The organism is Brevibacillus panacihumi W25 (genome assembly GCF_000503775.1).
Lineage (GTDB): Bacteria > Bacillota > Bacilli > Brevibacillales > Brevibacillaceae > Brevibacillus > Brevibacillus panacihumi_A.
Genome location: NZ_KI629786.1, coordinates 417,501 through 441,690, shown reverse-complemented (window position 1 = coordinate 441,690; position 24,190 = coordinate 417,501). Strand labels below are relative to the sequence as shown.

The following is a 24,190-nucleotide window of genomic DNA, read 5'->3' as shown; positions in this document are numbered from 1 at the left end:
TCTACTCTCCCTTTTCGATGTACAGGATATCCAGAATGCGCTGCAAATCTTCTGGCGAGTAAAAATCGATCTCGATCTTCCCTCGTTTCGTCCCTTTTTTAATTTTGACCGAAGTACCGAAGCGGCTGCGCAACCTCTCTTCCATTTCTATTAGAATCGGTTCGCTTTTGATCGGTTTCTTCTTTTTTGTTTCACGTGAAACACTTAGCTGTTTCACCAGTTCTTCCAATTGCCGCACATTAAGCCCTTTGTCGATTACCTCTTTCGCCAGCTCAAGCTGCAGCTTCTCCTTCTCCACGGAAAGCAATGCGCGGGCATGTCCCATCGTAAGTGTAGCTGTCGCCAGCATCTGACGAATTTTTTCCGGCAATTGCAGCAAACGAAGCATATTCGCTACATGCGGTCTGCTTTTTCCGATTTTCTTCGCCAATTGCTCTTGTGTATAGGAATGATGGGCAATAAGTTTACCGTATGCCTCTGCCTCTTCCAATGGATTGAGATTTTCTCTTTGGAGATTTTCGATCAGCGCGATTTCCATCAACTGCTGATCTGTGTAGGATTTTACAACAACTGGCACCTGCTTCAAACCCACCGATTTGGCTGCTCGCAAGCGGCGTTCACCGGCTACAAGATCATAGCCCTTGATACTTTTGCGTACAATCAAGGGTTGAATAATGCCATGTTCGGAAATAGACAGAGCTAATTCCTCAATCGCTGCCGGTTCAAACTCCTTTCGGGGCTGGTACGGGTTGGGACGGATGTCACTAACCGAAACCTCTTTGATTGTTTCCCCTTCCTCGATGAGGTTGGAGGTGATGAGCGCATTCAGCCCTTTTCCTAAGCCTCTGGTCATACACCAACCACTTCCTTCGCCAAGTCGGAATACACCTCAGCGCCTCTGGACCGCGGATCATACGTAATGATGGCTTGTCCATGTGATGGCGCTTCGCTCAAACGAACATTCCGCGGAATAATCGTCTTGTATACTTTTTCCTGAAAATACTTCTTCACTTCTTCGATGACCTGGATACCGAGATTGGTCCGCGCATCAAGCATCGTCAGTACAACACCTTCAATAGCAAGCTGGGAATTCAGATGCTTCTGAACCAGTCGAATTGTATTCAGCAATTGGCTAAGCCCTTCCAACGCATAGTACTCACACTGGATGGGGATCAATACAGAATCAGCGGCAGTCAGGGAATTGACTGTCAAAATTCCCAACGAAGGAGGACAATCAATAATCACGAAGTCATACTTGTCTTTTACTACTTCCAACGCTTTTTTCAAGCGAACTTCACGTGAAATGGTGGGAACCAGCTCGATCTCCGCACCTGCAAGTTGAATTGTGGCAGGGATAATTTTCAAACCCTCGATTTCAGTAGGCAAAGTGGCATCAACGGGGCTAATGTCATTGATCAACACATCATAAATACAATACCTCACATCGGCCTTGTTCACTCCGATTCCACTCGTAGCATTTCCTTGTGGATCAATGTCTACCAGCAGTACCTTTTTCCCCAATGCGGCCAGACAAGCGCTGAGATTTACGGATGTGGTTGTCTTCCCGACGCCGCCTTTCTGATTCGCTACCGCAATGATTTTACCCAACTTCTCCACCTCATTTTTTTCGTGTAGGAAAGCACGTGTAACAACGACCCGCTATTCATTGTTCTGTCTTTCCAAATGAAAGAAACCGTGACGCCTCTTTACAAGCCTTCTATACATGTATGTTACCAGATTTAATGCCCTACCGTACTGAATTTTTTCGCCAGCCACCCTACAAAAATGCAATCCACTGGAAAGAATATCCGTTAACTCCCCTTATTTCATGCAAACGAATCTCCTCTATCTAAAAGAATTCGTACTAGAGTCAAAAAGAAAGGCGGCTTTGTCGCCACCGTTCTGATTTGCAGATATTTCCGTGATGTATTTATTTTTCTCTTTTGTTTTTCGGAATTCGGATTGTAAATTGATAAAATTCCTCGTGATCCTCTTCATCGGTCTCTACCGGCAAACCTGTCTGCATGACCATATCAATCGATTGCCGGACTGTATTGATCGCAATACGCGCATCCCGTGAAAAAGCCTTCCACCTCGGTTTGGCTTCCTTTTCCTTCGGTTGTTCTCCCGCTTCCAGCAATTGCTTGACTCTGACTTCCGTCTGCTTTACATTCCATTCTCGATCCAGGATTTCTTGCATCACTTTGAGCTGCAACTCATCATCCTTGAGCGGAATCAAGGCACGTGCATGCCGTTCCGTCAGTTGTCGCGACATCAGTGCATCTTGAATCGGTTGCGGCAGATGGAGAAGGCGCAATTTATTGGCGACCGTCGACTGTCCTTTTCCCAAACGTTGCGCGAGACTCTCCTGGGTCAAATTGTGCAAATCAATCAGCTTTTGATAGGCAACGGCCTCTTCAATAGCTGTCAGTCCTTCACGCTGCAAGTTTTCAATTAGTGCGATGGAAGCAGTCTGCGCGTCGTTAAACTCTTTAATAATCGCAGGAATGCGCTCCATCCCTAATTTTTTCGTAGCTCGCAATCGCCGTTCACCAGCGATTAATTCATAACGACCGTCTCTCACCCGTACTACGATCGGCTGAATTAAACCATGGGTACGAATGGTTTGGCACAGCTCGTCAATTTTTTCATCATCAAATACCGTACGTGGCTGGTAGGGATTGGGCACAATCTCCTCGACAGGTATCTGACTAATTTCTTCGATGTCTGTTTTCTCGTTCAAGCCAAAGATACGAGAAAAGGAATCTCTTACTGCCATACTAAAAACCCCCACTTCTAACCGTTCCGTCCGCTTTCTCCTCGATGTAAGGCCAACTTCCTCTTCTATTTTTTGTTTCCTGCAAGCTCCGGAAGCTCCAGCATACGCAGCTGCAACATCCGTACAAATTGAATTTTCCAAAAGGACCTTTTTGTGCCTGCCTTTTTTGCAAGATGAAAAGATATTGCCGACAGGCTTGGATGGGGTCAAAATAGGAGATTCCTTGTCTATACAGGAAAGCATGGAAGTTTGGTTTTCTTCGATGAATATTGCGTCTTGTTACTCTTTGGTATTCTGCAAATTTCGCCCAATTCCTGCTGAAGAAAGAACGTTTCACGTGAAACATCTATGTCATTTGTCATCGTCTTCTTCATATCGATGTTCATCCTCTTGAACATGTTTTGAGGACCGAAAGAGATGAGGAAAGAGCTTGTGTAAATCCAGGATCAAATAAGCAAATAAAGATGCAATAATTGCCGAAATGTACATGCCTGCACTAAACATCAAACCGATTGCAGAGGCTACCCACATCCCCGCCGCAGTCGTCAATCCTTTTACGGAACCATTAGATTTCAGGATGGCACCCGCACCCAAAAAGCCCATTCCCGTTACTACCTGGGCAGCCACACGACCGGGATCATGGTTAACTCCACTGGAAGAAAAACCGTATATCGAAGCTAGTCCAAACAAACAAGAACCAAAACAAACGAGGCTGTATGTCCGAAATCCAGCCCCTCTTTGGCGATTGACATCCTTGATAAATCGCTCCCGCTCCCATCCCATCACTGCACCGGCCAAAAAAGCCAAAACTAGGCGAAGCAGGATCTCTGGAAGCTCCGCAGGAAAAAAGTCTGTGATCATTGCTAGCATGTTCTCATCTCCCCAGACAGCCCTTGTGAAAGTTATCTGTATGTATATGACTTGTCCGGAGAATCTATGCGGTCTGTTCCTGCTTCTTTAGACTGGTTTTCAAGCCTTCATTTTGGGTTGGTGGCAGTAAGGCCATAGTGGAGAAGAGGAAAAGGAGAAAACGCTTCAGGATAGTTGGGATCTTCGCTGTTAGGTCATCCCTGGCCGCCTCCACTTCAAAGGCGGAACCGCGGCCAAAAGCAGCCATTTCGAGGATGTGTTTCAAGGTTGGCCGCTAAGTCCGTGTTCCGCCTTTTCCGTTGCGCCTGGGTCAAGATCCCAAAAGCCTTACTCTTTTTTCTCCTTTTCCTCAACCAGCTTTTTCTGAAATCCAAGCTATCTTTTGCTGGTTTCTCAAGGAGTTAATGGTATCCCGTGTAGCAGAAAAATATTGATACGAATCCCATTTCCAAAGCTCTGATGAATGAAATGATTAATTCCAACTTATCGCTGCCATGCCCCCTGGCTACGCTCTTCCTCTTCTCTCTTTTTCTAACCAAACATGGAAGATCTCAATAGCAGAAGCGGCCCCAGTCTTTTGACTGCTGGGACCGCTCCCCTGTTATTTTCATTACAAGATCGGTTTTTTTGCCGGAACTCCCGCTTTTCTGGGGTAGTTCTTTGGCGTGTTGTCTACTTTCTCGATAATGACGATATTGCGCTCGCCAGCATCCTCCAACAGATGGAGAGTTTCTACCTTGCGCGTCTTTCCGCCGAGGGTTTTAATGGCCTTTTTCGCTTCATTCAGCTCCGGCGTAATCTCTGCGCCTTTCAGCGCGATGAAATGACCGCCTACCTTGGCAAACGGCAAGCAAAACTCTGAAAGCAGATTGAGGCGTGCTACAGCGCGGGCCACGACTACTTGAAAAGCTTCTCGATACGCTGGCTCCTGGCCGCGATCCTCCGCACGGCCATGGACCGGGTATACATGCTCCAAGCCGAGTTCGTCAGCTACATGCTGCAAAAATCCCATCCGTTTGTTCAGCGAGTCGATAATCGTCATCTTTAGATGTGGAAAGCATATTTTCAACGGAATGCTCGGAAAGCCAGCTCCTCCCCCGATATCGACAGCGGATTCGATCTGATCAAACGGAAAGAAAAAGGCAGGTGTGATGGAATCGAAAAAATGCTTGTTGTAGACTTGCCCTTCCTCGGTAATGCCGGTCAGGTTCATCTTTTCATTCCATTCCACCAACAGGCGAAAATACTGGTCAAACTGCTCCAACTGCTTGGCGGAAAGCTCGATTCCTTTTTCGAGCAACGCCTGGGCAAATTCTTCTCTCTTCATCTCGTACGCTCCTTAATCAGCGGCCCCTACGCGATTGTACTGCTCCAAATAGATCATCAGTACGGAAATATCTGCAGGATTCACCCCGGAGATACGCGCTGCTTGCCCGATATTCAAAGGACGGATGCGGCTCATATTGTCACGCGATTCTTTTGCCATCCCCGTGATTTTATGGTAATCGATATCCTCGGGTATACGCCGCTCCTCCATCTTTTTCATTCGTTCCACCTGTTGAAGCGATTTGCGAATATAGCCGTCGTACTTGATTTGAATCTCTACCTGCTCCATAACTTCCTCGGGAAGCTCGACGGGAGCTGGCGACATTTTGATGATGTGCTGATAGTTCAGTTCAGGTCGACGCAGCAACTGTGCCAGCTCGATTACTTCTGTCAGCTCAGGCGAACCTGCCTCCCGCAAAACCTCCTGCACATGCGGCAAATCAGGACGCACGCGGGTATTGAGGACACGTTCCTTTTCCTGCTCAATCAATTCCCGCTTTTTAACGAAGCGTTGGTAGCGCTCTTCGCTGATCAGTCCGATTTCGTACCCGATATCCGTCAGACGCAGATCCGCGTTATCGTGGCGCAATAACAAGCGGTACTCAGCACGAGATGTAAGCAGACGATAAGGCTCATACGTCCCTTTAGTTACCAGATCGTCAATTAACACGCCAATATAGGCCTGTTCCCGCCCCAAAATAACGGGAGGTTTGTCCTGCACCTTTCTGGCAGCGTTGATTCCAGCCATCAGACCTTGGGCCGCCGCTTCCTCGTACCCGGACGTTCCATTGATTTGACCCGCTGTAAACAATCCAGGAAGCTTTTTCGTTTCCAAAGATGGCCAGAGCTGCGTAGGATCGACTGCATCGTACTCGATTGCATAGCCCGGGCGCATCATTTTTACTTGCTCCATCCCCGCCAGGGAGCGAAGCATCGAGAGCTGCACCTCTTCCGGCATACTTGTAGACAGCCCTTGGACGTACATCTCTTCCGTATTTCTTCCTTCCGGCTCCAGGAAAATCTGGTGGCGAGGCTTGTCATTAAAGCGGACAACCTTATCTTCAATCGATGGGCAATAACGCGCACCTGCTCCTTCGATGGTTCCAGAATACATCGGCGCACGGTGCAGGTTGCTGTTGATCAGACCATGCGTCTCCTCGTTGGTGTACGTCAGCCAGCAAGGCAGTTGATCGGTGATAAATTCAGTCGTTTCATAGGAAAAAGCACGCGGAACATCATCGCCCGGCTGAATTTCCATTTTGCTGAAATCTACGCTGTGCTTGTGAACCCGCGGTGGCGTCCCGGTCTTGAAACGCTTCAATTCAAAGCCCAGCTCTTTGAGATGATAAGCAAGGCGAATCGATGGACGCATGTTATTTGGACCGCTCTCATACTGCAAATCGCCCAAAATGATTTTTCCGCGCAGATAGGTACCTGTGGTCAGCACGACGGCCTTCGCACGATAGATTGCGCCCGTCTGTGTCAAAACGCCCTCACAAACTCCGTCGTTGACGACCAGTTCTTCGACCATCGCTTGACGCAACAGCAGGTTAGGTGTATTTTCGATCGTTTTTTTCATTTCATGCTGATAGGCAATTTTATCTGCCTGCGCACGCAGGGCATGGACAGCAGGTCCTTTCCCTGTGTTCAGCATCCGCATCTGGATGTGGGTTTTGTCCGTATTGCGCGCCATTTCGCCGCCCAATGCGTCTACCTCGCGTACGACGTGCCCTTTGGCAGGTCCCCCTACCGAAGGGTTGCAAGGCATAAAAGCGACTGCATCCAGGTTGATGGTCAAAAGCAAGGTATTACATCCCATCCGCGCTGACGCCAAAGCCGCTTCACAACCAGCATGCCCCGCTCCAATTACGATCACGTCAAACGAGCCGGCTTCATAGGTTGGTGCATCACTCATAGTAAATCCTCCTTATTTCCTTGCCTACTTGCCCAAACAGAATTGGGAAAAGATCTGGTCGATGAGATCTTCGCCGACGCTTTCTCCGATCACTTCTCCCAGCAGCTCCCAAGCCTTTTTAATATCAATCTGAATCATATCCACCGGCATGAGCTGGTCGATTCCAGCCAATGCATCGTCTATCGCCCGTTCTGCTTGACGCAGCAGATGAATGTGCCGAGCATTGCTCACATAGGTCAAATCGTCCTGCTGCACACGTCCCGCGAAGAAAATATCCGCGATCGCCTTCTCCAGCAATTCAATCCCCTGCTCCATTTTAGCCGATGTCATGATCAGCGGTTGATCAGGAAAATGCCGTTTGACCTCTTCCAGGTCAATTTTCTGCGGCAGATCGAATTTGTTGACGATGACGATCACCGAAAAGCCCTTCGCCGTCTCAAAAATGGCATAATCATCGGGACTGAGCGGTTCGTTGTAGTTGACGACAAGCAAGACCAGATCAGCTTTTTGCAAAAGCTGTCTGGATTTCTCCACTCCGATTTTCTCTACGACGTCTTCTGTCTCGCGGATTCCGGCTGTATCGATCAAGCGCAACGGCACTCCGCGCACATTGACGTATTCTTCAATCACGTCACGAGTGGTCCCAGCTACATCTGTGACGATCGCCTTCTCCTCCTGCACCAGACTGTTCAGCAGTGATGATTTCCCGACATTAGGCCTGCCGATAATGGCAGTAGACAAGCCTTCCCGCAGAATTTTTCCCTGCTTGGCTGTCTGCAGCAGCCTGCCTACTTCCTCTTTTACCTCCAAGCATTTTTCACGCAAGAAATTCTGGGTGAATTCCTCTACGTCATGCTCGGGATAATCCAACGTTACCTCTATATGTGCCATCGCTTCAATCAAATTCTGGCGTAAATTGCGAATGAGTCGGGATAATTTCCCCTCCACCTGATGCAGGGCTACCTTCATGGCCCGATCCGTCTTTGCGCGGATCAAATCGATTACTGCCTCTGCCTGCGACAGGTCCACACGTCCATTTAAAAAAGCGCGCTTGGTAAACTCGCCGGGCTCTGCCAATCTTGCCCCGTACTCCAGAATCAGCCCCAGGACGCGCTCGACAGAGACAATCCCGCCATGGCAATTGACCTCTACGACATCCTCCCGCGTAAACGTTCGCGGCGCCTTCATTACGGATACGAGCACTTCTTCTATTAGATCCCCTGATTGCGGGTCCACCAAATGGCCGTAATGAATCGTATGTGTATCCACAGTGGACAATTTTCGCTTCCCTTTATAGATCTTATCCACAACTTCGATCGCCTCGGGACCGCTTACCCGGATCACGGCAATACCGCCCTCACCCATTGGTGTAGCCACTGCCGCTATCGTATCGAATTTCATGATTGTTCACCTCAAGCTTTCCCTTCACACGAATCAGCCACTAACTTATTAGCTTAACAGATACAGTCGAAAAATACCAAGCGAAAACTGCATCTACGACGCTTCCAGCATCCGGTAAAACCGAAAAAGCAACCTTGTTTTGAAGGTTGCCTCCCTTTTCTTGTTATCCACAGTATGAGCGTTTTTCGTCCCAACCAACCCTCGCGCTTTCTTATCCACAGTGGACAATGCTGCAGGGACGAACAAACACGATTTTCGAATAAAAAAAGAGCCTAACGAGAGGCTCCTTTTGCGGCAATGACAATATAACGGTTGGGTTCTTCTCCTTCGCTGAACGTCACAACATCCGAGCGCTTCTGCAAAAAGGCGTGAATCACCTTGCGCTCTGCTGCTGACATCGGCTCCAAACGAATGTTCTGTTTGGTAGAGAGCGCCTTTTTGGCGACCCGGTCGGCCAACTGCTCCAGTGTTTCCTTGCGGCGCAGCCGGTAATTTTCAGCGTCCAACGTGATGCGCACATGCTTGTCCGCATGACGGTTTGCTACGACATTTACGAGATACTGTAGGGAGTCTAGCGTTTGTCCCCTGCGGCCAATGATGATCCCCAGATTGGTCCCCTGGATGTCAAAAAGCATGCCTTCTTCGTTGGGACGGGATTCCACCCGAGCATCTACCTTCATATTGGTTAATACATCTTGAAGAAAGTTACGTCCCTCTACAACCGGGTCAAAGTGAAATTCAACCTCCACTTTGGCATCCTTGGCTCCGATCAGGCCGAACAGTCCCCTGCTCGGCTCCTCCAGTACCCGAATGCTTGCCTTTTCCCGAGGCACACCCAATTCCAACAAAGCTTTCTGCACAGCATCGTCTATCGTCTTAGCCGTAGCAACCACCTTTTTCACTTGGAGGCTCCCCCCTTAGGAGTTGGCTTTGGATTCTTATCGCCTTTATCTCGGTACAAGAAATACGTTTGCACGATGGTAAACAGGTTTCCGTATACCCAGTACAGGGAAAGTGCAGACGGCAAGGTAACCCCAATCGCCAAGATCATCAACGGCATCATGATGATCATCATTTGCATTTGCGGATTGCCTTGTGTCGCTTGTCCCATCATCTTGGATTGCAGATACGTCGTAATCGCAGCGATGATCGGCAAGATGTAATACGGGTCCTTCGCTCCCAGCTCCATCCACAGGAACGTTTGCGTGTTGATTTCATGTGTTCGAATGATCGCATGATAGAACGCGATCAGGATCGGCATTTGCACCAGGAGTGGCAGACACCCAGCCAACGGGTTGACGCCTTCTCTCTGGAAAATAGCCATGGTTTCCATTTGCGCCTTCTGCGGATCATTTTTGTACTTCTCACGGATTTTTTGCATTTCCGGTTGAAGCTCTTGCATTTTCTTGGAGCTCTTGATCTGCTTGACCATTAGCGGCAATACGATCAAACGGATGATGACCGTCGCAACCAAAATCCCCAAACCGTAATTGTTGCCAAGGATCAGGGCACTTTCTTTGATCAACCATGACAAGGGATACACAAGATACTTGTCCCAAATTCCGGTTGCATCTGGCCCGATTGGCTCTGCGGTAGCCGGGTTACACCCCGACAAAACCAGAACCAGCAAAGTCAGCAAAATCATGCTGAGGGTACGTCTACTCAAGGGATGAACCTCCTTTTCCCCGCTTCAATAAATGATGTGATGATTCGCGTTTTTCAGGTACCGGATCGATTCCTCCCGGGTGAAACGGATGGCATTTTAAAATGCGGAGCACTGCCAGCCATCCCCCTTTGAACGCGCCAAAACGTCGTACTGCTTCGATCGCATAATGGGAGCAGGTCGGAGCAAATCGGCATGTAGGCGGTTTCAACGGAGAAATGAATTTTTGGTATCCCCGAATCAGCCACACCAATAATGTAGACATTGCTGTTCAACCTCTTTTTCCATTATGTATGGGGCCTTGCTTGATCACTTTGGCTCGCTTCATTACATGTAAAAGCGACTGCTCGATTGTCTCAAGGGACATCGACTCGACTCCTGGACGAGCGATGATCACGAGATCCACTCCCTTTGGAATGGCATCCTCCAATCGAGCCACCGCCTCGCGAATGAGCCGCTTGACCCTGTTGCGGATAACGGCGTTGCCGATTTTTTTGCTTACAGAAATTCCGGCGCGAAATGCAGCCTGTCCCTCCTGCCTGGCAGAATATAAGACAAATTGCTTGTTGGCTGCCGAAGTTCCTCGTTGAAACACTGCCTGAAAGTGCTCATTTTTTCTTAGCCGGTGCGAACGATGCAAGGTAAACAACCCCTAACATCACAATTATAGTAGAAAAAGCAAACAGCATCTACCAGTATATCCTTCTTTCCACCACTTTTTTACCTGATAGCCGCCTATTTTCGTGAAAAAATCAAGATAGAAACAAAAAAGGCCACTGAAAGTGTGGCCTAAGCGGAAAGAACTTTTCTACCTTTACGACGACGAGCCGCCAAAATCTTACGGCCGTTTTTCGTACTCATGCGCGTACGGAACCCATGGTCCTTTTTGCGCTTACGGTTATTAGGATTGAAAGATGGTTTCATTACAGTATACACCTCCGTCCTAGGCAGACATTCTTTCGAATTATAAAAAGATATGGCCGAAAAGTCAAGTCAGTCCTGGGTTTGTCTACCACGGTAAATATCCCCACTCCATTATTTCCCGAACCTGTGGATATCATTTTATCCACATCACAAAATTTCGACAAGATTATCTACAGCTTGTACACAAAATCTAGTTGTGTGAATATGTCTAGCATACCAGTAGTTGTGTTTGTGGATAAGTCTGAAAAAACCATTGCTGACATGCCTTTTATCTGTTATTATATTTTTGTTTTGGAGCGTGAATAACTCCATCTAGATGAACGGGTTTTCCACAGCATGTGGATAAGTTTGTGGACAGATTGCACCCATTGTGGGTCTGTTTACTCACAAGGATGCGGATAATTGTCTGTTTTTTTTCTTTGCTCCGAGTGGAATCCCTATTTTTCGACTTTTTTTATCCACAGTTGTGAAAGCGCGACCTGGTGATAAGTTTGATCCTGGCAGCGCTATTTACCGTCGTTATCTCTATATTTTCCCAGTTTGTTTTCTATTGATACTTTTTTTATGAAGGAGGGATTCTGGTTGGATGCAGCGATTAGCGAGCTATGGCGCAAAGTCTTGGCCAAGATAGAGAAATCGCTAAGCAAACCCAGTTTTGATACCTGGCTCAAAGCGACCAAGGCGACTACTTTGGAAGAAGATGCCCTTATTGTCGTGGCACCGAATGACTTTGCCAGGGATTGGCTCGAAACCAGGTACTCTCAACTGATCACCGATACACTATATGAAGTGACAGGGGTTAATATGAAGGTGAAATTCGTAGTCTTGCAAAATCCGGACTCCGCATTAGCCGACGAACAGCCCCCTGCCCGCGTCAAGACTTCTGCACCGCCACAAGCCGCGGATGATCAGCCGCCCAGCATTCTAAATCCCAAGTACACGTTTGACACGTTCGTCATCGGCTCTGGCAACCGTTTTGCTCACGCTGCGTCTCTCGCAGTCGCTGAAGCCCCTGCCAAAGCGTACAATCCCCTTTTTATATACGGGGGTGTGGGATTGGGGAAGACACACTTAATGCACGCCATCGGACATTATGTGATTCAGCACAATCCTTCGGCAAAAGTGGTTTATTTGTCATCTGAAAAATTTACAAACGAATTCATCAACTCGATTCGGGACAACAAGGCCGTCGAATTCCGCAACAAGTACCGCAGCGTCGATGTCTTGCTGATAGACGACATCCAGTTTCTCGCTGGAAAAGAGTCTACCCAGGAAGAGTTCTTCCATACCTTCAATGCTTTGCATGAAGAAAGCAAGCAGATCATCATTTCCTCCGACCGGCCTCCCAAGGAGATCCCGACGCTGGAAGATCGGCTGCGCTCCCGCTTTGAATGGGGCTTGATTACTGATATTCAACCACCGGATCTGGAAACGCGGATCGCCATTCTGCGAAAGAAGGCAAAAGCGGAGAACCTGGACATACCCAATGAAGTAATGGCCTATATCGCCAATCAAATCGACAGCAACATCCGCGAGCTGGAAGGTGCACTTATCCGAGTTGTAGCGTATTCATCCCTGATCAATCGCGATATCGATACTCAATTGGCCGCGGAAGCCTTGAAAGACATCATTCCTTCCTCCAGGCCACGGGTGATTACCATCATGGACATCCAGCGGGTCGTAGGAGAAGAATACAGTCTCAAACTGGAGGATTTCAAAGCGAAAAAACGGACCAAAACCGTCGCTTTTCCTCGTCAGATCGCCATGTACTTATCTCGGGAGCTGACAGATGCCTCCCTGCCGAAAATCGGCGATGAATTTGGCGGTCGGGACCATACTACCGTCATCCATGCTCATGAAAAAATTTCGCGTGCCCTGGCCACTGATCCTCAGATGCAAACGACCATCCAGGCGCTCATTGAAAAATTAAAAGCAAACCATTAACCTGTGAATAACGCAAAAAGCCTATACACACTTTACCCACATGTGTATAGGCTCTCTTTTACGTCATCAATCCACATATCCACAAATCCACAGGCCCTATTACTACTTCTGTTAAAAAAGATTATCCTAATAAGATATGATAAAGGCGTCGCTGCTATGCATTCATTTTCGAAAAAAAAGCGACGATCGAGGGAGGCCACGTTGATGAAAATCACTGTCCAACGCGACAAACTGTCCAACGCCGTATCACATGTAAGCAAAGCTGTTTCCAGCCGGACTACTATTCCTATTTTGACCGGAATCAAAATAAAAGCCGATGAGGAAGGACTTACACTAACCGCAAGCGACTCAGATGTATCCATCGAGGTGCAAATTCCGTTGGAGGAAGCGGATGAATGGGGCGTAACCGTCCACCAAGCAGGAAACATCGTGTTGCCTGCTCGTATTTTTAGCGAAATTGTGCGCAAACTTCCTAGCAACGAGATTCACATCGAAGCAGACGAGCGTTTGGTTACGTCAATTCGTTCCGGACAAGCCGAATTTTCAATCAACGGCATGGACGCCAATGAATATCCGCAATTGCCGCATCTGGAAGAGGAAAAAGTATTCAGCATTCCAGGAGATTTGCTGAAAACCATGATTCGTCAAACCGTATTTGGCGTGTCTACGTCCGAAATGCGTCCGATCTTGACCGGGCTGATGTGGTCTCTCGAACAAGGGAAGCTTCGTTTCGTCGCGACAGACAGTCACCGTTTGGCTAGCCGCACAGCTATGGTAGAATGTCCTGAAGAGCTTTCGTTCCACAATGTTGTCGTTCCCGGCAAAAGCTGCAATGAACTAGTGAAAATTTTGGACGAGGACCAAAGTCCAGCAGATATTGTTGTGACGGATAACCAGATCCTGGTAAAATCAAAGCATATTCTGTTTTATTCCCGGTTGCTGGAGGGAACCTACCCGGATACTACCCGGATCATTCCCCAAGGCAGCAAAACAGAGATTACCGTCAACACCAAGGAATTTTTGCAGTCGATCGAGCGCGCTTCCCTGCTCAGCCGCGAAGGAAAATCCAACGTCGTCAAAATGGTTACACTGCCAGACGGCAATGTGGAAATTACCTCTAACGCGCCGGAGATCGGGAAAGTAACCGACGTCTTGCAGCCGAAAGCAATGGAAGGAGAAGAATTGAAAATCTCCTTCAACGCAAAATACATGATCGACGCCCTGCGCGCCATTGACAGCAGCGAGATCAAGGCAAGCTTTAACGGTCCGATGAGCCCCTTCGTGCTCCGCCCTACTGACCATGACTGGATGCTGCATCTGATCCTGCCTGTTCGTACCTATTAGTCGATTTCCACCCAGAAAGGAGCCAAACCATGCGTGAGGTTTCCATCAAGACCGAATACATCGCCTTAGGGCAATTTTTAAAGCTGGCTGAAGTGATTGACACAGGCGGCATGGCGAAGGCGTTTCTCGCCGAGGTTCCCATCCAAGTCAATGGAGAGCTTGAGAACAGACGCGGCCGCAAGCTGTATCCGGGTGATGAAGTGGCGATCGAAGGCTTTGGCCGCTATCAAGTGGTAAGCCGCTGAGAGGAGAGCGTGACGCTTGTTTCTCAAGAACCTTTCGCTGACCCATTATCGCAATTACGAGTCGCTGTCGCTTTCCTTCGACAGCCCGATTCAACTTTTTATTGGAAATAATGCTCAAGGCAAGACGAACGTGCTGGAATCCATCTATGTGCTCGCTCTTGCCAAATCACATCGCACCCCACGGGACAAGGAACTGATCGCGTGGGATGCTGATTATGCCGCCATCCGTAGCGATGTTCTTCGTCGCTACGGATCTGTTCGTTTGGAGTTGCAGTTGACAGGGAAGGGAAAGCGGGCCAAAATCAACGGAATGGAACAACAGAAGCTGAGCGAGTACGTAGGCGCCTTGAATGTCGTCATGTTTGCGCCAGAGGACCTGTCCATCGTCAAAGGCTCGCCGGCACAGCGCAGGCGATTTATCGACATGGAGATCGGACAGGTATCGCCGACCTATCTGTACTATTTGAGCAATTACAACAAAGTACTGGCTCAACGCAACCAGCTTTTGAAGGATTTGGCGATGAAAAAAAGCCACTCGCTGGAAATGCTGTCAATTTGGAATACCCAATTGGCTGATTTAGCGGTAAAATTGTTACGAAAGCGTTTTGAGTTCATTCGGAAGCTGGAGTCGTGGGCTAAAGACATCCACACCGGCATTACCGACGGCAGGGAAACGCTCTCTTTGCATTATGAAAATACGACGCCAGTCACGGAAGAAATGGGAGCGGATGCAGCAGTCGATATGCTGCTTGCTGCATACGATGATTTGCGTGACCGGGAGATCATGCGCGGAAGCACGATGATTGGCCCGCACCGCGATGATTTTTCTCTAAAAGTGAACGGCATGGATGTACAGACATACGGTTCCCAAGGACAGCAGCGGACGTCCGCGCTGTCCATCAAATTAGCCGAGATCGAACTGATCAAGGAAGAAGTAGGCGAATACCCTGTGCTTTTGTTGGACGACGTTTTGTCCGAATTGGATGAGCACAGGCAGACCCTGCTTCTGGAAACGATTCAGGATCGGGTTCAAACGTTTGTAAGCACGACGGGTGTGGAAGGCTTAAAGCATCAGGTACTCCAGCAAGCCTCTCGTTTTTACGTGAAGGAAGGGACTATCTCAGGGGAAAGGTAGGGGGAACAGGGATGTTTATACACATTGGTGGAGATACTGTTGTGAGCACGAAGGAAGTGATTTCCATCCTGGATCACCAGACTGTCAAATCCTCGAAGACCAACAAGGGATTTTTGCAGGATAAGCGAAAGACAGTCGTCGATCACAGTGTGGAAGAGACGAAATCGTATGTAATCACGCAGGATGCCATATACTGTTCACCTATTTCTTCTCTGACGCTGAAGCGACGCGCTCAGTTCGTGGACAGCTTGGATCAGGTGCCCATCGTACAAGCTGAAGTGGAGGAGTTGACAGAGTAGTGGATCAAGTGACGACGAAAGATACAAACTACGACGCCAGTCAGATTCAGGTGTTGGAAGGGCTGGAAGCGGTACGCAAACGCCCGGGGATGTACATCGGGTCTACCAGCAGCCGCGGCCTGCATCATCTGGTGTGGGAGATCGTGGACAATGCCATCGACGAGGCCTTGGCCGGTTACTGCGACGATATTTTGGTTGTCATTCGCCCTGACAACTCTGTAGCAGTGACGGACAACGGGCGCGGGATTCCTACAGGTATTCATGAAAAGACGGGAAAATCGACCGTTGAGACGGTTTTGACAGTGCTGCATGCCGGCGGTAAATTCGGCGGCGGCGGCTATAAAGTTTCCGGCGGTCTTCACGGGGTAGGTAGCTCTGTTGTAAACGCGTTGTCAGAGTGGATGGAAGTCGAAGTCAAGCAAAACGGCAACGTCTATTTCATGCGTTTCAGCATGGGGGCGCCAGAAGCAGACCTCGCTATCGTGGGCGAGACGGAAGAGACAGGGACAACTGTTACGTTTAAACCAGACCCGACTATTTTTACCGAAACAACCGAATTTGAATACGATATTTTGCAAAAACGGATTCGCGAGCTGGCCTTCCTCAACAAAGGACTGCGGATTACCCTCAAGGATACGCGGCCTGGACAGGAGCGGGAGGAATCGTTCCATTACGAGGGCGGGATCGTGCAATTCGTCGAGTATTTGAATAAAAACCGCGAAGCTTTGCATGAAGACGTGATTTATTGCGAAGGAGAAAAGGACGGCTTGCTGGTCGAGGTCGCGATTCAGTACAACGACAGCTATGTCAGCAATATTTACTCTTTTGCCAACAACATCAATACGCATGAAGGCGGTACCCACGAGACGGGCTTCAAAACAGCCCTGACTCGTGTCATCAACGACTACAGCCGCAAATTCAACTTCCTGAAGGAAAAGGACCCGAACCTCTCCGGGGATGATGTGCGCGAAGGGATTACGGCGATTATTTCTGTAAAAATCCAGGAGCCGCAATTTGAAGGGCAGACCAAGACCAAGCTTGGGAACTCCGAAGCGCGGAGCATTACGGAGTCCGTGTTTGGCGATCGCTTCAACACCTTCATGGAGGAAAATCCGGGTGTAGCGAAAAAGATCGTGGAGAAAGCCTTGATGGCTTCGAGAGCTCGTGAAGCAGCGCGGAAGGCACGGGAGATGACCAGACGCAAAAGCGCATTGGAAGTGAGCGCGTTGCCGGGTAAACTGGCGGATTGCTCCTCCAAGGACGCTTCCGAATCCGAACTGTTCATCGTTGAGGGTGACTCTGCGGGCGGTTCTGCCAAGTCTGGACGCGACCGTCATTTTCAGGCAATCCTGCCGTTGCGCGGGAAAGTTCTCAACGTAGAAAAATCGCGCTTGGATAAAATTCTGGCCAACAATGAGATCCGTGCAATCATTACGGCGCTCGGGACAGGTGTAGGCGAAGACTTCGACATTTCCAAAGCGCGTTACCACAAAGTCGTAATCATGACGGACGCGGACGTAGACGGTTCACACATCCGTACTCTGCTCTTGACCTTCTTCTACCGCTACATGCGCCAGTTGATCGAAGCGGGCTATATTTACATTGCGCAGCCGCCACTCTATAGCATCAAGCAGGGCAAGCAGATGCATTATGCGTATACCGATCAACAGCGTGATCAGATCCTTGCCACGCTGAAAACCGTACCAAAACCAAGTATCCAGCGCTATAAAGGATTGGGCGAGATGAACGCCGACCAATTGTGGGAAACTACGATGAATCCGGAAGAGCGGACCATGCTTCAGGTCAGCCTGGAGGATGCGATGGAAGCGGATATGGTGTTTGAAACGCTGATGGGTGACGAAGTAGAGCCGCGCAGGGAGTTTATTGAGCGGTTTGCTTCCAACGTGCGGGACTTGGATTTTTGATTAGTTTCTTAATAAACCGGAAAGCGGTCAGTCTAAGACCTGAAAATAAAGTCTTAGACTGACCGCTGTTTTTTTTAGACGAACGAACACGTCAGAGTAGAGGCGAAGCTTTAAAAACCACCTCTGGAATGAATAATTTGGCCGGTGATCCATTGAGAATCGTCGCTTGCGAGAAAAGTGATCAGGCGTGCCGCATCTTCAGGAAGACCGATCCGACCCATTGGGAATCGTGGAAACAGAGCCTTTTTCACCTCTTCGGACATCCACCCCGAGTCGGTAGGACCGGGATCAACAGCGTTTACTGTTATACAAAGCGGTGCCAGCTCCGCAGCTAGCGATTCGGTAAAAACAGAAATGGCACCTTTTGTCGCGGCATAGGCAAGATTTCCGGGCATGGGGCCTTTCCCCTGACCGGAAGTGAGGTTAATGATTCGTCCACAGAATTTGCTGCTATGGGAGGAATGAGTGTTTTTCTCTGCCTCAATCATGCGCGCGAATTCAGCCGATAACATGAATGTACCCCTTATGTTTACAGCACAGTGCGCGTCGATGAGAGCCTCGTTTATTTGTCGAAAATCTGAATCAACGCTATACGCAGCGTTATTAACGAGGATGGTCGGAAACCCCACTACTTTCCGTACTTCCTCCAGTAATAAAGACCCTGAACCCGGCAAGGCAAGGTCCAACTTCATATGTCCAACTTTTATACCCGATTGACGCAGTTCCCGAGCGAAAAGATCAGGCCAGCTTTCATCGGCATCGCTTGGATTAACGTTTTTATCGTAGTCATACAGATGTGTAAAGAATATGCTCGCGCCTTCAGCGGCAAATGCCCGGCAAATTGCAGCTCCGATTCCACCGGGACGACTTGCCCCCGTGACGATGGCGATTTTTCCTTGCAATCTGGCCATTATAGATATACCTCCCGTTATGGGAAAACGAGCACATCGTTCATCGTATGGAGATGGAATATTACCGCCGCATAAGAAAAAGCGGATACATCAAGTATCCGCGCAACGGGTCGATAAAACGGTTGCTCGCGTCCCTTGAATGGTTGAGGATCAGCATGATGAATCGGACCATTGGCGAATAACCATGTCCGAGTCATGCGATCAGATTCAATCAATCCATTACAAGGCAGTCCACATTGGATAGCGAGTCCCCTTTTCTTCATCTCCAATTTATTCAAATTATAGAATAAATGTGATGTTAGTCAAGACGCAGCAGTGCCTGGCCCCTTTTCCTTTTACACCAAGGTATGCATACATCCCAAGGCAAAGACCGATACGCAAACAATCTAGCATGAAAGTGATGTGTCGAATTCCAATGGAGGATTGGCTGTTCCTGGTCTTGATCGTCCTTGTAGCTGCATTGCTGCAAACAAGTACGGGCTATTGTTTTTCCATTATCGGTACACCATTTCTGTTCTTGCTTTATCCGGCCCATACGGCTATCCAAATCAATATCGTTTTGTCTCTTTGCATATCCGTCATCATGATTTACAAGATCAGAAAAGAGATTGATCGCTCTTTGCTAGTCAGACTGATAGAAGGCAGTCTGATCGGGCTGATGGCGGGATTGATGGTGTATTTGTATGTAGATGTGCAATTGTTAAAAATGGCGGTAGGTAGCCTTATCCTGATTCTAACGGTGCTGTTGATTTTGCAGCTAACGATAAGGCAAACCAGGCTTCGAGACTTTTTCACCGGGGGAATCTCTGGCTTGTTAACGACAAGCATCGGGGTGCCGGGTCCTCCTCTGCTGCTTTATTTTGCGGGAGTTGGGACGAAAAAGGAGACATTGCGCAGCACGACATTGGCCTATTATTTGTTTGTCTATTTGATTAGTTTAGTCCTGCAGATCTCTTTTGACGGTTCCAGCAAAGAGGTCTGGGTATCATCCATGATTGCGCTTCCCCCGCTTCTCGTCGGGATATGGCTCGGACAGCTATTGTTTGCACGGATCAGTCAAAGGGTGTTTAAAATAATCACATACATGATCTTGCTTTTTACTGGATCCTATTTGGTAGTATCCAGTCTTTAGTTGCAAAACCCCCTGACGAATCGTTGTCAGGGGGCTTCTTATGCCATTATTTTTTAGGGGTTCCGAGTTATTTTTACAGCGTTTTGGATGGGCACTATTTTTGCAGGCATCAGTTCAGCTTTGACTGTTTTCACTGCTGGAGTCAATTTCTGATAGGTGGTGTCTTCCTGAGCTGCAAATGCAGAGCCCGCCATTGCGGACAATGCCATAGCCATTACTGCCACTGCCAAAAGCCGAGCGATCTTTCTCTATTGCTTCGGTAATGACAACCGAAATACGGTTCCCTTTTCAGAAGTATGCAGGAGAAAAAGCTCTCCGCCGTTGGCTTTGGCTAGCAATCGACTGAGCGGAAGCCCGAGTCCCAAGCCATGCTTTTTCTTCCTTTTGCTATCCCCGCGATAATACCGTTCAAAAATATAAGGCACTTCTGCTTCTTTGATTCCCTTTCCGTTATCGGCTACATCAATAACGAGGTTGTGATCGTTCAGCGAAGCCTCCAGCGTAATATGCGTCGCACCTGCAGCAACGCTATTCGCCAATAGATTCATCAGGATTTGTTTCAGCTGTCCTCTGTCCCCACGAATTTCAACCGGGTCAGACGGTGGAGACGTTTCTAGTTTGACGCTTTTAAAAAAAGACATGGCCTGCATTTGTTGGGTGACTTCAGTTATCAACTCCGAAACAGGAATCCATTTCTGTTCCCCCTGCACCACACCTGCTTCAAGGGAAGAGAATTCAAGCAAATCCTCTACCATTTTCTGCATGCGCTTGGCTTCCTCTAGTGTTGTCAGCAAAAACCTGTCTGCCTTTTCTCCCGTCACGACTCCTCTTTGTACAGCTTGGACCATACCGCGAATGGAGGTAACAGGTGTCCGCAGCTCGTGGGATACACCCGCCAACAAATCAGTTCTCAGCTGTTCAAGCTGCTTTAGACGTTCGGTCATCGTATTGAAAGAGGTGACCAGTTGTTTCAGTTCGTCCTCTTTGACATCTGATGGCAAAGGCAAATCGGGAGAGTAGTCTCCTTCTGCAACCTGGATCGCAGCGCCTGCCAACTGACGTAAGGGTCTTGTTAGTTTTCGCGAGAGAAGATAGATGACCGTCCAGCCCCCAAAAGCGATTCCTGTGATGACGAGAGCAAGAATTTCATAGGTCTCCTTCATTTTCGCCATGTTATCTGTTGGAGGTGCACTCAGATACAGCGCTCCCATGACGGTGCCATCTTTCCATAAGGGCACACCCACTCGCAACCAGGTAACACCGTTTACCCGAATTTTTTCGCGTATGCTTTTTCCCTCCAACACCAGCTTTTGATGGGAGGATGGCTTCATAATGTCGACTGGTACTGTTGGGTCAGCACCAAAAGAGTCAAGGACGGCACCGTTTTTATTGAAAATTTGCATGTAATCACGTTCAATGGGACGGGCAATCTCCAGCGGTTTCATCACTATGGTCGATGTATAGGGGACGGCGGTTGTTGCGGGCAAGGTTGGAGAAATTTTGAACGCCGTCTCCACTAATTTGATTCGTTGCAGCTGAATGACATGTTTTGCTCTGACATAAGAATCCCCCAACTGTTCGGCTCTCGCCTGCAGCACTTGAAAGCTTTGCTGCTCGGTATTCATTTGCATCCAAAAACCAGCGAGCAGCCCGAGCACGACAAGCGTACCGAGAAGAATCAGGGCGTAGCGCCACGTCCAAAAACGCAGCAACGGGATTGCTTTATCGTGCTGGGGGTTATTTGACATGCAGCATGTACCCCGTTCCACGGATGGTTTGGATTTCTCCCTCACTCGTTGGCCAGTCCTGTAAGCTTTGACGGATTCGTTTGATCGAGGCATCTACTGCACGATCTCCGCCATCGTAATCGATCCCCCAAACATGGTCGAGCAGGTGTAAGCGGGAAAAACACTGATTCGGGTGCCTCACCAAGAAAGCGAGCAAGTTCCAATCACGCGGAGTCAATACAATCTGCTGGTCATAAAGAGCCACAGTACGGGCAGTATAATCAACAATCAAGCGTCCTAATCGTATTACTTCGCTATCTTCCAGATAGGCTGAACGACGTAGCACAGCCTGTACACGAGCCACTACTTCATCCGGATCAAACGGCTTGGAAATGTAGTCATCCGCTCCTCGCTGCAATCCTTCCAGGCGGTCTGGCACACTTCCGCGGGCAGTCAGAATGATAATGGGACAGCTTCCGTATTTGCGGATCTGTTGAAGGAGGTCCAGTCCATCATTATCAGGCAGCATTAAATCCAGAAGCACTAAATCGGGTCTACATCGTAAAAATACGTCCAGTACATTCCCTTCTCCCGCATCCCATGTCACAGCAAATTGGGCTTGTTCCAAATACGCTTGAAGCATCTCGGCAATAGGTGTTTCATCCTCAATCAAAAGTATTCGTTTCACTATGTAACAACCTTTCTCTCCCGTTCTCTGATCCCAAAAGCTATCATACTAAAAGGATCTGCAAGAATTGCTGTCAAAGATTCCATGATACGAGAAATCAGCTAAGGCTCTATTCTAAAGGATCAATGTGACCGATCAATGACAGGATGAAAAGCTGTTGCCGGGTAATGGTTCACGTGTTTCATCTTTACAGGAAATCGAGCATCATACCGCCGAGTACACCGGTCAGAACGACTGACCAAGGAGGCATTTTCCATACCTGCAGCAATACAAACAGCAAGATCGCCAAAATGAAATCGGCTGGTTTCGATATGGCTGACGTCCATACAGGATCATACAGCGCTGCTAGCAGGATTCCTACCACTGCTGCATTTACCCCTGCGAGGGCAGCCTGAAGGTTCTTGCTTTTCCGCAGTTGGTTCCAGAACGGGAGCGAACCAACCACGAGAAGAAATGCGGGCAAAAAGATAGCGATTGTGGCTAGAATGGCACCGGGAATTCCCCCTGCCAAGGCACCGAGATAACTCGCAAAGGTAAACAAGGGCCCGGGAACAGCTTGTGCAGCCCCATAACCTGCAAGGAAATCCTCCGGACGGACCCAGCCGGCCGATACAATTTCGTGTTCCAGAAGCGGGAGGACGACATGTCCGCCGCCAAAGACCAGGGAGCCTGCCCGGTAAAAGCTGTCTGCAAGCCCCAGCCATTCCGACTCCCCCCACTGCCTGAGCAAAGGAAGCGCGAATAGCAGTGCGAAAAAGAAGAGCAGACAAACTACCGCCAAGGAACGGCTGATCGGGATATGTACCTCTGGCACTGGATCGATTGGTTTTTTCCTGAATAAGTAGACGCCGACAAGTCCGGATACGAGAATCAGTAGTACTTGACTGTATGCGGACTGCCAAGACAAGGCGACAGCCGCGGTGAGTACGGCAATGGTCACGCGCTCCCGATCGGGTGTGAGTTTTTGCCCCATTCCCCAAATGGCATGAGCGACAATGGCTACGGCTACGATTTTTAAACCGTGAATCCACCCTGTATCAGAGAGACCGTAAGATTGCAAAAGAAAGGCAAACACGACCAAGGCGATAACAGAAGGTAGGGTGAAGCCGAGCCAAGCAACGAATCCGCCCCACAACCCGGCGCGAATAATGCCAATCCCGATGCCGACCTGACTGCTCGCCGGACCGGGAAGAAATTGACAGAGCGCGACCAGTTCAGCGTAGCTCTTTTCATCAAGCCATTTTCGCCGACGGATGTATTCATGATGAAAATAACCAAGATGGGCAATGGGACCACCAAAGGAAGTGAGCCCCAGCTTTATGGAAACACCTAGGACCTCTGCAAGAGCAGCCCATTTCCCTATGTTTGATGTGTGAGAGGAATGAGGTTCATTCATTTGGTTGTTTACTCCTTAGAAGTGAAATTTTTAGGAGGAATGTACTCCTCTCCAGAATGATTCAAGGCTTTCAAAAAAGCTCCTGTGAGCAAGAGAAGAATTTACAAATAAAAAATGAGAATTTCTATTGCAATGAATTAAAATATGTGCTAGATTAAAAGTCCAAGAGGTTACGGGCCTATAGCTCAGTTGGTTAGAGCGCACGCCTGATAAGCGTGAGGTCGGCTGTTCGAGTCAGCCTAGGCCCACCATATAGCTTTCGTCGATGGGATCTCCGAAAAGGACTTCGGAAGTACCCGCGATGCGCAAGTGTCCCTTTTTGGGTTCTTGGGGCTGTAGCTCAGTTGGGAGAGCGCCTGCCTTGCAAGCAGGAGGTCATCGGTTCGATCCCGTTCAGCTCCACCATGATACATAATCATTGTTCCTCGGTAGCTCAGTTGGTAGAGCAATCGGCTGTTAACCGATCGGTCGGCGGTTCGAGTCCGTCCCGAGGAGCCACTTCAAGGCCCGTTGGTGAAGCGGTTTAACACAGCAGCCTTTCACGCTGTCATACAGGGGTTCGAATC

The 24,190-nt window shown here is 48.7% G+C and carries 23 protein-coding genes and 4 tRNA genes (1 of these 27 running past the window's edge); 11 read left to right on the top strand and 16 right to left on the bottom strand.

Annotated features, from left to right (window positions below; genetic code table 11):
• Position 1: 1 nt before the first annotated feature.
• From T458_RS51890 to rpmH, 12 genes are all read right to left on the bottom strand, one after another.
• The gene (locus T458_RS51890; protein ID WP_023559038.1) at positions 2-853 is read right to left on the bottom strand and encodes a ParB/RepB/Spo0J family partition protein; all 852 of its coding nucleotides are present in this window, start codon (positions 851-853) and stop codon (positions 2-4) included.
• Entirely contained in the window at positions 850-1,608 is a 759-nt protein-coding gene (locus T458_RS51885; RefSeq protein ID WP_023559037.1) for a ParA family protein, read from the bottom strand. Before T458_RS51885 ends, T458_RS51890 begins: the two co-directional genes overlap by 4 nt.
• A gap of 322 nt (positions 1,609-1,930) precedes the next feature.
• Positions 1,931-2,779, bottom strand: a complete 849-nt coding sequence (noc, locus tag T458_RS51880; protein WP_023559036.1) for a nucleoid occlusion protein — start codon at positions 2,777-2,779, stop codon at positions 1,931-1,933.
• 351 nt (positions 2,780-3,130) lie between these two features.
• Positions 3,131-3,649: an MgtC/SapB family protein gene (locus tag T458_RS51875; RefSeq protein WP_023559035.1), complete on the bottom strand. Its 519-nt coding sequence runs from the start codon at positions 3,647-3,649 to the stop codon at positions 3,131-3,133.
• Positions 3,650-4,259: 610 nt separating this feature from the next.
• Positions 4,260-4,976, bottom strand: a complete 717-nt coding sequence (gene rsmG, locus T458_RS51865) for a 16S rRNA (guanine(527)-N(7))-methyltransferase RsmG (RefSeq protein WP_023559033.1) — start codon at positions 4,974-4,976, stop codon at positions 4,260-4,262.
• 12 nt (positions 4,977-4,988) lie between these two features.
• Complete coding sequence (mnmG, locus tag T458_RS51860) at positions 4,989-6,890, bottom strand: tRNA uridine-5-carboxymethylaminomethyl(34) synthesis enzyme MnmG (protein ID WP_023559032.1); 1,902 nt, start codon at positions 6,888-6,890, stop codon at positions 4,989-4,991.
• A gap of 24 nt (positions 6,891-6,914) precedes the next feature.
• Positions 6,915-8,291, bottom strand: coding sequence for a tRNA uridine-5-carboxymethylaminomethyl(34) synthesis GTPase MnmE (gene mnmE, locus T458_RS51855; RefSeq protein WP_023559031.1), 1,377 nt, complete (start codon positions 8,289-8,291; stop codon positions 6,915-6,917).
• A gap of 272 nt (positions 8,292-8,563) precedes the next feature.
• Positions 8,564-9,193: an RNA-binding cell elongation regulator Jag/EloR gene (gene jag / locus T458_RS51850; RefSeq protein WP_023559030.1), complete on the bottom strand. Its 630-nt coding sequence runs from the start codon at positions 9,191-9,193 to the stop codon at positions 8,564-8,566.
• Positions 9,190-9,957, bottom strand: coding sequence for a membrane protein insertase YidC (yidC, locus tag T458_RS51845; protein ID WP_023559029.1), 768 nt, complete (start codon positions 9,955-9,957; stop codon positions 9,190-9,192). Before yidC ends, jag begins: the two co-directional genes overlap by 4 nt.
• Positions 9,950-10,219, bottom strand: a complete 270-nt coding sequence (gene yidD / locus T458_RS51840; RefSeq protein ID WP_023559028.1) for a membrane protein insertion efficiency factor YidD — start codon at positions 10,217-10,219, stop codon at positions 9,950-9,952. Before yidD ends, yidC begins: the two co-directional genes overlap by 8 nt.
• Positions 10,220-10,225: 6 nt before the next feature.
• Positions 10,226-10,594, bottom strand: a complete 369-nt coding sequence (gene rnpA, locus T458_RS51835; protein WP_023559027.1) for a ribonuclease P protein component — start codon at positions 10,592-10,594, stop codon at positions 10,226-10,228.
• 149 nt (positions 10,595-10,743) lie between these two features.
• Complete coding sequence (rpmH, locus tag T458_RS56700; protein WP_084568070.1) at positions 10,744-10,878, bottom strand: 50S ribosomal protein L34; 135 nt, start codon at positions 10,876-10,878, stop codon at positions 10,744-10,746.
• 582 nt (positions 10,879-11,460) lie between these two features.
• On the opposite strand from rpmH, the gene dnaA reads away from it, so the two are divergent.
• From dnaA to gyrB, 6 genes are all read left to right on the top strand, one after another.
• The gene (gene dnaA / locus T458_RS51830; RefSeq protein ID WP_023559026.1) at positions 11,461-12,822 is read left to right on the top strand and encodes a chromosomal replication initiator protein DnaA; all 1,362 of its coding nucleotides are present in this window, start codon (positions 11,461-11,463) and stop codon (positions 12,820-12,822) included.
• 204 nt (positions 12,823-13,026) lie between these two features.
• Complete coding sequence (dnaN, locus tag T458_RS51825; RefSeq protein ID WP_023559025.1) at positions 13,027-14,166, top strand: DNA polymerase III subunit beta; 1,140 nt, start codon at positions 13,027-13,029, stop codon at positions 14,164-14,166.
• Between the two features lie 29 nt (positions 14,167-14,195).
• Positions 14,196-14,411, top strand: a complete 216-nt coding sequence (yaaA, locus tag T458_RS51820) for a S4 domain-containing protein YaaA (protein WP_023559024.1) — start codon at positions 14,196-14,198, stop codon at positions 14,409-14,411.
• A gap of 16 nt (positions 14,412-14,427) precedes the next feature.
• A complete protein-coding gene (recF, locus tag T458_RS51815) occupies positions 14,428-15,546 on the top strand; it encodes a DNA replication/repair protein RecF (RefSeq protein WP_023559023.1) in 1,119 nt (372 codons plus the stop codon).
• Positions 15,547-15,557: 11 nt separating this feature from the next.
• A complete protein-coding gene (gene remB / locus T458_RS51810) occupies positions 15,558-15,845 on the top strand; it encodes an extracellular matrix regulator RemB (protein WP_023559022.1) in 288 nt (95 codons plus the stop codon).
• Positions 15,845-17,770: a DNA topoisomerase (ATP-hydrolyzing) subunit B gene (gene gyrB / locus T458_RS51805; RefSeq protein ID WP_023559021.1), complete on the top strand. Its 1,926-nt coding sequence runs from the start codon at positions 15,845-15,847 to the stop codon at positions 17,768-17,770. Before remB ends, gyrB begins: the two co-directional genes overlap by 1 nt.
• A 110-nt stretch (positions 17,771-17,880) precedes the next feature.
• On the opposite strand, the gene T458_RS51800 is transcribed toward gyrB, so the two are convergent.
• On the bottom strand, positions 17,881-18,681 hold the full coding sequence (locus T458_RS51800) for an SDR family oxidoreductase (protein ID WP_023559020.1): 801 nt from the start codon (positions 18,679-18,681) through the stop codon (positions 17,881-17,883).
• A gap of 415 nt (positions 18,682-19,096) precedes the next feature.
• Between T458_RS51800 and T458_RS51795 the strand changes: the two genes are divergently transcribed.
• Entirely contained in the window at positions 19,097-19,813 is a 717-nt protein-coding gene (locus T458_RS51795; protein WP_023559019.1) for a sulfite exporter TauE/SafE family protein, read from the top strand.
• A gap of 248 nt (positions 19,814-20,061) precedes the next feature.
• On the opposite strand, the gene T458_RS51790 is transcribed toward T458_RS51795, so the two are convergent.
• From T458_RS51790 to T458_RS51780, 3 genes are all read right to left on the bottom strand, one after another.
• The gene (locus T458_RS51790) at positions 20,062-21,561 is read right to left on the bottom strand and encodes a sensor histidine kinase (RefSeq protein WP_023559017.1); all 1,500 of its coding nucleotides are present in this window, start codon (positions 21,559-21,561) and stop codon (positions 20,062-20,064) included.
• Positions 21,551-22,228, bottom strand: coding sequence for a response regulator transcription factor (locus T458_RS51785; protein WP_023559016.1), 678 nt, complete (start codon positions 22,226-22,228; stop codon positions 21,551-21,553). The genes T458_RS51790 and T458_RS51785 overlap by 11 nt, the downstream gene beginning before the upstream one ends.
• A 187-nt stretch (positions 22,229-22,415) precedes the next feature.
• Positions 22,416-23,624, bottom strand: a complete 1,209-nt coding sequence (locus T458_RS51780; protein ID WP_023559015.1) for a chromate transporter — start codon at positions 23,622-23,624, stop codon at positions 22,416-22,418.
• Positions 23,625-23,798: 174 nt separating this feature from the next.
• Here T458_RS51780 and T458_RS51775 point away from each other — a divergent pair.
• From T458_RS51775 to T458_RS51760, 4 genes are all read left to right on the top strand, one after another.
• Positions 23,799-23,875, top strand: a tRNA-Ile gene (locus T458_RS51775).
• 78 nt (positions 23,876-23,953) lie between these two features.
• Positions 23,954-24,029: transfer RNA gene (locus tag T458_RS51770), tRNA-Ala, on the top strand.
• Between the two features lie 17 nt (positions 24,030-24,046).
• Positions 24,047-24,122, top strand: a tRNA-Asn gene (locus tag T458_RS51765).
• Between the two features lie 6 nt (positions 24,123-24,128).
• Positions 24,129-24,190: transfer RNA gene (locus tag T458_RS51760), tRNA-Glu, on the top strand; it runs 15 nt beyond the window's last position.

Coding starts and splice junctions, on each gene's coding strand:
- T458_RS51890 (WP_023559038.1), bottom strand. CDS start 853: ATGACCAGAGGCTTAGGAAAAGGGCTGAATGCGCTCATCACCTCCAAC.
- noc (WP_023559036.1), bottom strand. CDS start 2,779: ATGGCAGTAAGAGATTCCTTTTCTCGTATCTTTGGCTTGAACGAGAAA.
- T458_RS51875 (WP_023559035.1), bottom strand. CDS start 3,649: ATGCTAGCAATGATCACAGACTTTTTTCCTGCGGAGCTTCCAGAGATC.
- rsmG (WP_023559033.1), bottom strand. CDS start 4,976: ATGAAGAGAGAAGAATTTGCCCAGGCGTTGCTCGAAAAAGGAATCGAG.
- mnmG (WP_023559032.1), bottom strand. CDS start 6,890: ATGAGTGATGCACCAACCTATGAAGCCGGCTCGTTTGACGTGATCGTA.
- mnmE (WP_023559031.1), bottom strand. CDS start 8,291: ATGAAATTCGATACGATAGCGGCAGTGGCTACACCAATGGGTGAGGGC.
- yidD (WP_023559028.1), bottom strand. CDS start 10,219: ATGTCTACATTATTGGTGTGGCTGATTCGGGGATACCAAAAATTCATT.
- rpmH (WP_084568070.1), bottom strand. CDS start 10,878: ATGAAACCATCTTTCAATCCTAATAACCGTAAGCGCAAAAAGGACCAT.
- dnaN (WP_023559025.1), top strand. CDS start 13,027: ATGAAAATCACTGTCCAACGCGACAAACTGTCCAACGCCGTATCACAT.
- yaaA (WP_023559024.1), top strand. CDS start 14,196: ATGCGTGAGGTTTCCATCAAGACCGAATACATCGCCTTAGGGCAATTT.
- remB (WP_023559022.1), top strand. CDS start 15,558: ATGTTTATACACATTGGTGGAGATACTGTTGTGAGCACGAAGGAAGTG.
- T458_RS51800 (WP_023559020.1), bottom strand. CDS start 18,681: ATGGCCAGATTGCAAGGAAAAATCGCCATCGTCACGGGGGCAAGTCGT.
- T458_RS51795 (WP_023559019.1), top strand. CDS start 19,097: ATGGAGGATTGGCTGTTCCTGGTCTTGATCGTCCTTGTAGCTGCATTG.
- T458_RS51790 (WP_023559017.1), bottom strand. CDS start 21,561: ATGTCAAATAACCCCCAGCACGATAAAGCAATCCCGTTGCTGCGTTTT.
- T458_RS51780 (WP_023559015.1), bottom strand. CDS start 23,624: ATGAATGAACCTCATTCCTCTCACACATCAAACATAGGGAAATGGGCT.